Annotated in this window: 5 protein-coding genes; 2 read left to right on the plus strand and 3 right to left on the minus strand. The window is 67.7% G+C overall.

Translation table 11 applies throughout. The annotated features are described in order from the left end of the window. Nucleotides 1-7: 7 nt before the first annotated feature. On the plus strand, nt 8-1615 hold the full coding sequence (locus tag ACZY0Q_RS17130; RefSeq protein ID WP_463918642.1) for an aldehyde dehydrogenase (NADP(+)): 1608 nt from the start codon (nt 8-10) through the stop codon (nt 1613-1615). A 212-nt stretch (nt 1616-1827) separates the two neighbouring features. Then, nucleotides 1828-2748, plus strand: coding sequence for an AEC family transporter (locus ACZY0Q_RS17135; RefSeq protein ID WP_463918643.1), 921 nt, complete (start codon nt 1828-1830; stop codon nt 2746-2748). Between the two features lie 3 nt (nt 2749-2751). Here the strand turns inward: ACZY0Q_RS17135 and ACZY0Q_RS17140 are convergent, their stop codons facing one another. From ACZY0Q_RS17140 to ACZY0Q_RS17150, 3 genes are read right to left on the minus strand one after another with little or no spacing between them, the layout of a single operon-like run. Next, nucleotides 2752-4125, minus strand: coding sequence for an L-serine ammonia-lyase (locus ACZY0Q_RS17140; protein ID WP_463918644.1), 1374 nt, complete (start codon nt 4123-4125; stop codon nt 2752-2754). Then, nucleotides 4126-4764, minus strand: coding sequence for a sarcosine oxidase subunit gamma (locus ACZY0Q_RS17145; RefSeq protein WP_463918645.1), 639 nt, complete (start codon nt 4762-4764; stop codon nt 4126-4128). After that, a complete protein-coding gene (locus ACZY0Q_RS17150) occupies nt 4757-7717 on the minus strand; it encodes a sarcosine oxidase subunit alpha family protein (protein WP_463918646.1) in 2961 nt (986 codons plus the stop codon). Before ACZY0Q_RS17150 ends, ACZY0Q_RS17145 begins: the two co-directional genes overlap by 8 nt. Nucleotides 7718-7737 lie beyond the last annotated feature (20 nt).

Raw genomic sequence — 7737 nt, forward strand, 5'->3', positions numbered from 1 at the left:
CAGCACTATGACACTCACCGGACATTCCCTGATCGCCGGACAGCCCGTCGCCGGCGGCGGCAAAACAGCCTTCGGCTTCAACCCCGCCACCAACGAACAGCTCCACCCCGCGTATTCGCTGATCACCGAGGAACAGCTGACGACGGCGACCTCCGCCGCCGCGGACGCCTACCCCTCCTTCAGCACCCTGGATCCCGAGACGCACGCCGGCTTCCTTGAAGCCATCGCCGACAACATCGAGGCCATCGGCGATGACCTGATCACCCGGGCCGGCCAGGAAACAGGACTCCCCGCCGCCCGCCTCACCGGTGAACGCGCCCGCACCACCAGCCAGCTCCGCCTCTTCGCCTCCGTTGTCCGGCAGGGCGACTTCCGCGGCGTGCGCATCGACCCGGCCCTGCCGGAACGCGCCCCGCTCCCCCGTGCCGACATCCGCCAGCGCCAGATCTCGCTCGGCCCGGTGGCCGTGTTCGGTGCCAGCAACTTCCCGCTCGCCTTCTCGACCGCCGGTGGAGACACCGCATCCGCCCTCGCCGCCGGCTGCCCTGTGGTGTTCAAGGCACACAACGCCCACCCCGGCACCAGCGAACTCGTGGGCCAGGCCATCGTCAAAGCCGTTGCTGATGCCGGCCTGCATCCGGGCGTCTTCTCCCTGATCTACGGCCCAGGCGCCAGCATCGGCCAGGCCCTCGTCGCCGACCCCGCGATCAAGGCCGTCGGCTTCACGGGCTCGCAGGCCGCCGGCATCGCGCTGATGCGCACCGCCGCCGCCCGGCCCGAACCCATCCCCGTCTACGCCGAGATGTCCTCGCTGAACCCGGTGTTTGTGTTCGCCGGCGCCCTCAGCGGTTCCGCCGAACAGATTGACGCCCTCGCCGCCGCCTACGTCACCGCCGTCACCGGGAGCTCAGGCCAGCTCTGCACCTCCCCCGGACTGCTGTTCGCCCCCACCGGTGAGGCAGGGGACAAACTCGCCGCCGCCGTCGGCCGCGCTATCTCGACCTGCGCCGGACAGACGATGCTCACCGAGGGCATTGCCGGATCCTGGAATGCCGGCGCCGAGGCACTGGGTTCCGCGGACGGCGTCACCGTCGTCGGGCAGGGCACCGCAGGGCCGACCCAAAACGCCCCCGCCCCCACCATCTTCGGTACGCAGGTCCGGGACTTCGTCACCAACCACGTGCTGCACCAGGAAATCTTCGGCGCCGCGTCGCTGGTGATCCGCTACTCCTCCACCGAGGAACTCCTCGAAGCCATCGGCCGGCTCGAAGGCCAGCTCACCGCTTCCCTGCAGCTCACCGAAGCGGACTACCCGACGGCGGCGCCCCTGATCCCCGCACTCGAACAGAAAGTGGGCCGCATCATCGTCAACGGCTGGCCCACCGGCGTCGAAGTAGGCCACGCCATGGTCCACGGCGGCCCCTTCCCCGCCACTTCCGACACCCGCACCACCTCCGTGGGCACCCTCGCCATCAACCGGTTCCTGCGGCCCGTCGCCTACCAGAACCTGCCCCACGAACTCCTGCCCGCAGCACTGCAGGACACCAACCCCTGGCAGCTCAACCGCCGCATCGACGGCACCGTTGTTGCGGCAGATGCAGCGGTCAGCGCATGAGCACACAGCCCACCATCGCCCGCGTCGAAGTTGTCCCGGTAGCCGGCCACGACAGCATGCAAACTGGTCCTTCGATCCGAAGCGGCCCTGCCTGGTTCGCTAACCGCCGCTACGGCGTCGAACCATTTCAAGCACTTCCGCAGGGCCGGACCTCTTCGCGCAACAGGAGACGGCCGTGCGGAAACCCAACATTTAAATAGAAGGGCAAGTTCTTGGGCGGCGTTGTCTCCGGAATCCTGATCGTCTCCATCGTCATTGCCGTGGGCTATTTCGCCGCCCGGCTGCGGATCCTAGGGCCGGAAGTCCAAGGTGCGCTGACCCGCACTGCCTACTACGTCACCAATCCCGCCCTGCTGTTCACGGTGGTTGCCGGCAGCGACATCCGCGCAGCCCTCGGAACCGATGCCCCGCTGGCGCTGCTCTCTGCGGCGATAGTGGGGCTCCTTTATGCCCTTGCGAGCTTCCTGTTCTTCCGGCGTCCGGTGGCGGAGACCGCCGTTGGGGCCATGGCCAGCAGCTACGCCAATGCCAACAACATCGGCATCCCCGTCTCGCTGTACGCCGTGGGGACAGCGCAGCACGTGGCGCCCGTGCTCCTGGTCCAGCTCCTGGTGATGGCGCCGTTTTACCTGACCGTGATGGGGCTGGCCTCCGGGTCCAAGCTTTCGTGGAAGAAAATGCTGCTCACGCCGTTCGCGAATCCCATGATCATCGCCTCAGCACTGGGCGTCGTCGTCGCGCTGACGGGCTGGAACGCTCCGGACCTGCTGCAGAAACCGATCGACATGCTCGCCGCGGGGGCCGTGCCCATGGTCCTGCTGGCCTTCGGGCTGTCCCTCGCGGGCCGTGCTCCGCTGCAAAAGGGCGATGGCCGCACCGAAACCTTCGTGGCCACGTTCCTCAAGATTGCCGGCATGCCGCTGATTGTGTGGGTTCTTGGACGCTTTGTGTTCGGGCTCGAAGGGCAGCATCTGCTCGCCAGCGTAATCATGGCCGCGCTGCCCACAGCCCAGAACGTCTTCCTCTTCGCCTCCCCCTACGGCCGCGGCATGACCGTGGCCCGCGACGTCATCCTGTGCACCACGGTGCTGAGTGTGGGCGCATTGGTGGTCGTTGCCTGGCTGGTGGGATAACGCTCAGCACTCGATCACGTTGACGGCGAGTCCTCCGCGGGAGGTTTCCTTGTATTTGGTTTTCATGTCCGCGCCGGTTTCTTTCATGGTTTTGATGGCTTTGTCGAGGGATACTTTGTGGCTGCCGTCGCCGTGCAGGGCAAGGCGGGCGGCGTTGATGGCTTTGACGCTGGCGATGGCGTTCCGTTCGATGCAGGGGATCTGCACGAGGCCGCCGACAGGGTCGCAGGTCAGGCCGAGGTTGTGCTCGATGCCCACCTCGGCGGCGTTTTCCACCTGTTCGGGTGTGCCGCCGAGGACTTCGCAGAGGCCGGCGGCGGCCATGGAGCACGCGGAACCTACTTCGCCCTGGCAGCCCACTTCGGCGCCGGAGATGGAGGCGTTGATCTTGAACAGGATCCCGACGGCGGCCGCGGCCAGCAGGAAGCGAATCACACCGTCGTCGTCAGCTCCGGGAACAAACTTGATGTAGTAGTGCAGGACGGCGGGGACGATGCCGGCCGCCCCGTTGGTGGGTGCGGTGACGATGCGCCCGCCGGCGGCGTTTTCCTCGTTGACGGCGAGGGCGAACAGATTCACCCATTCCATCGCCCGGAGCGGATCGGTGACGCCCGTGTCCGCGGTGAGGGTCTGGAATAACGACGGCGCGCGCCGCTTCACGTTCAGCCCGCCGGGAAGGATCCCTTCCGCGGCGCAGCCGTTGTCCACGCATTCGCGCATGACCGCCCAGAGTGCCAGCAGTTTTTCGCGAAGCTCCGCTTCGCTGCGCCAGGTGAGTTCGTTGGCGAGCATGACGTCGGAGATGGACATGCCCTCGCGCTTGCAGATCGCCAGGAGTTCGTCGGCGGTCGTGAACGGGTACGGGAGGACGGTGGCGTCGGCCACGACGCGGTCGCCGGCATCGGCGTCGCCGTCCACCACGAAGCCGCCGCCGATGGAGTAGAAGCTCCGTTCGCTGAGGGTGGCACCGGTGTGGTCGAGGGCGCGGAAGGTCATGCCGTTGGGGTGGGCCGGGAGGGATTTGCGCCGGTGCAGGACCACGTCCTCGTCCCAGTTGAAGTCAACCCGGTGGTGCCCGCCGATCATGAGTTCGGCGTCTAGGGCTGCGGCGGCCACCTGGTCATCGGCCGTGGCGGTGTCCACGGTTTCGGGGTCCAGTCCTTTGAAGCCCAGGACCACGGCTTTGTCGGAGCCGTGGCCCCGGCCGGTGGCACCGAGGGAGCCGAACAGTTCGGCCTGGACACGCCTGGTGGCGCTCAGCAGCCCGTCGCTCTTCAGTCCGTCGGCGAACCGTTTGGCCGCCCGCATCGGGCCGACCGTGTGTGAGGACGAGGGCCCGATGCCTACGGAGAACAGGTCCAGGACACTGAGGGCCACTTAGGGGACCTCGGGCGAGGCGTACTCGCGCATGGCATCGAGGAGCCAGCGGCCCAGGAAGTCCGCGAATGAGGCGCGGGGGAAGAGCCGGTAGCTCTCATCCCCGGTCTTCCACAGGATCACGGGGATGTTGCCCACCTCGGTGGACACTGCCGTTCCCGGGGTAAAGCTGCGGGGGTGCAGGTCCAGGGCGCAGCCCTTTTCCAGCACCGCCCGGGCACGGGGCCCCGTGAGGTCGAAGGTGGTGCGGTTGGCGGACAGGTCCACCATCTGGCCCTCGCCGTCGGCGAGGGCTTCCCGCAGCGCCTGGATGAGGTCGCCGCCGAGGGACTCGTGGGCTTCCTGGGGTGCCACCACCAGGAATTCTTCGGGTCCGAGCCAAAGCACGGTGGTGTCGCCGGTGCCGCTGACGGCGCCGCACACTGCGGGCAGCCCGCCGGTGACGGATGCGATCCGCTTCCCGGCTTCGGTGTTCCTGTCCACCCTCAGGCCCAGCATGGTCAGGAAGGTGATTTCGCTCAGTTCCACCCTCCCGAGGACGGAGCCGGTCTCAAATGCGGCCCTGAGCAGCGCAGCGGGGCTGGTGCGGAGTGACAGGTTCGTCTCGGAGGAGGCTTTGGGTGCTGCGGAGTTAGCCATCTTTGCGGGTCCCTTCGGGGTCAAAAAGTACGGTTTCTGCCACAACAACGTCAACCAGTTGGTCGCCGGCGGCGGCCACGAGGGTCTCGCCGATGCGGTTGCGGCCGTTTTTGATCAGGGCCAGTCCAAACGATCGGCCCAGTGCGGCGCTGTGGTAGCTCGAAGTCACGAAGCCCTGCATGGGGACGGGGCCGTAGGCGGGGTTCGTGGTGATCCCCTTTTCCACGAGCTGGGTGCCTTCCGGCAGCCGGAAGGTGCCGTCAACAGGCAGGACGCTGACCAGGTGCTTGCGGTCCTCGCGCTGGGCATCGGCCCGGGCGTAGGAGCGCTTGCCGATGAAGTCCTTGGCCTTGGAAACCACCCATTCCATCCCCGCGTCCTGCGGGGTGACGGTGCCGTCGGTGTCCTGCCCGACGATCGGGTAGCCCTTTTCGGCGCGGAGCACGTGCATGGTTTCGGTGCCGTAGGGGGTGATGTTGAATTCGGCCCCTGCCGCGGCCACGGCTTCCCAGGTGTTCAGCCCGTACCAGGCAGGCACGTTGATCTCGTAAGCCAGTTCGCCGGAGAAGGAGATCCGGCAGACCCGGGCGCGGACGCCTGAGGCGAGGGTGGTTTCGCGGAAGGTCATGAACGGGAAGGCTTCGGTTTCCAGTCCGCCGTTGGCGGCCAGCTCCGGCGCCACCTTGGCGAGGACCGCACGGGATTTGGGCCCGACGACGGCGATGGTGCTCCACTGTTCGGTCACCGAGGTGCAGTGCACGTCCAGTTCGGGCCATTCGGTCTGCAGCCATTCCTCCAGCCAGTCCAGCACCTTCGCGGCGCCGCCGGTGGTGGTGGTCATGAAGAAGCGGTCCTCGTCGAGGCGGAGCGTCACGCCGTCGTCGAAAATCATGCCGTCCGCCATGCACATCACGCCGTAACGGGCAGACCCCGGTGCGAGTTTCTTGAACGCGTTGGTGTAGATCCGGTTGAGGAACTCGCCGGCGTCCTTGCCCCGGATTTCAATCTTGCCCAGGGTGGTGGCGTCCATGAAGCCGACGGATTCGCGGACGGCGGCGCACTCACGCAGCACGGCTGCGTCCATGTCTTCGCTGCCCTGCGGGTAGTACCAGGGGCGCTTCCACTGGCCGACGTCTTCGAACAGTGCACCCTTGGCTTCGTGCCAGGGGTGGATGGAGGTCTTGCGGGCGGGATCGAAGAGTTCGCCACGTTGGCGTCCGGCGAGTGCCGCGAAGGCCACGGGCGTGAACGGTGCCCGGTAGGTGGTGGTGCCGATGTCGCCGATGCCGCGGGAGGCTTCGCCTGCCTGCCGGAGCGCGGCGGCGATGACGCCGATCGCGTTGACGCCGGAGGTCTTGCCCTGGTCGTTCGCGGTGCTGATGGAGGTGTACCGCTTGATGTGCTCCACGGAGCGCATCCCGGCTCCGGTGGAGCGCAGGACGTCTGCCACGGACTGGTCGCGTTGGAAGTCTACGAAGTGGTGGTGCCAGTCATCCGGGCCGCCATCCTGGCCCGGGACAAGCCAGAGCTGGCGGGTCAGGCCGGAGGCCTTCGGTGCGCCAAGGACAAGGGGCTCGGTGGCTGCATCTGAATTTTCCGGGCCGAAGCCAGCAGCAATGGCAGCTGCGGCGCCGGCTGAGATGCCCTCGGCCACGCAGTCCTCGAGTTCGAAGCTGCCGCGGCCGGAACCGATGCTCTGCTGGTTCGGGACCACGGTGCTCGGCACAAAGGCGGCGAGCTCATCGTCCCAGCGCAGCTTGCCCTGGCGCTGGGAGTGGAGGTGGACCAGCGGGCTCCAGCCACCGGAGACTGCCAGCAGGTCGCAGGCGATCTCTTCGACGCCGGAGGTGAGTTCGCCGTCGTCGTTGATGCTGCGGACGGTGACGCTCTCCACCCGGCCGTCGGCGCGGCCGGATGCGGTGTTGGCCACGGCGCTGCCGATCAGCACCCGGGTGCCGGCTTCGACGGCGGCAGATGCCACGGCGGTGAGCTGCGGGCGGGCATCGACGACTGCTGCGACCTTGACGCCGGCGGCGCGCAGGTCCGCGGCGAGGGCGTAGGCGCTGTCGTTGGTGGTGCTGATGAGCACGCGCTGCCCGGCGGCGACGGCGTAGCGGTTCAGGTAGCTGCGGACGGCTGAGGCGAGCATGATGCCGGGGCGGTCGTTGTTCTCGAAGACCAGGGGCCGTTCGTGGGCACCTGGAGCCAGCACCACCTGCTTGGCACGCACGTGCCAGATTCGCTGCCGGGAGACGCCGGCGGCGGCCGGGCTGGAGAGGTGGTCGGTGCGGTTCTGGACCGCGATCACGTAGTTGGCGTCGTAGGCGCCGAAGGCCGTGGTGCGGTTCAGGACCGTGCTTTCGGCGCCGGAAATGAGTTCGGCTTCCACGTCCGCTACCCATTCCAGGGCCGGCTTGCCTTCGATGGTCTGGGCCAGCCCGGGGGCGGTGGAGCCGGACAGGAGGGATCCGCCCAGCTCGGGCTGGTCATCCATGAGGATCACGCGGGCGCCGGTCCGGACAGCCTCGCGGGCGGCGGCGAGGCCGGCGGGGCCGCCGCCGATCACCAGGACGTCAGTGTGGACATACTTCTTGTCGTACTCGGCGCGGTCCTCCTCCGGGTCCAGCTTGCCCAGGCCGTTGAGCAGTTCCGCCTTCAGGCCGTCCACCAGGGTGACGGTAGTGGCGGGCAGCATGGACTCGGCAACGTCGCCGGGGAAACGCGGTGAGACCTTGACCATCGCATTGGATTCCTCCACGCCGGCGGACATGATGCCCCGGGGCCGTTCCTCGTACAGCGAGTTGCCGGCCGCGATCCGGCCGTTGGCAATCAGGGCCGAGGCGAGAGTGTCGCCGGGATGGCCCGTGAACTCCTCACCGTCCACGGTGAAACGCCAGGAGATAGTGCGGTCGATGCGTCCGCCGGCGGCGAGCCGGGCGTTCTGGGAAGTCACTTGGTTGCTCCCTTCGGGGC

It is taken from the genome of Pseudarthrobacter lactosi (assembly GCF_055412785.1).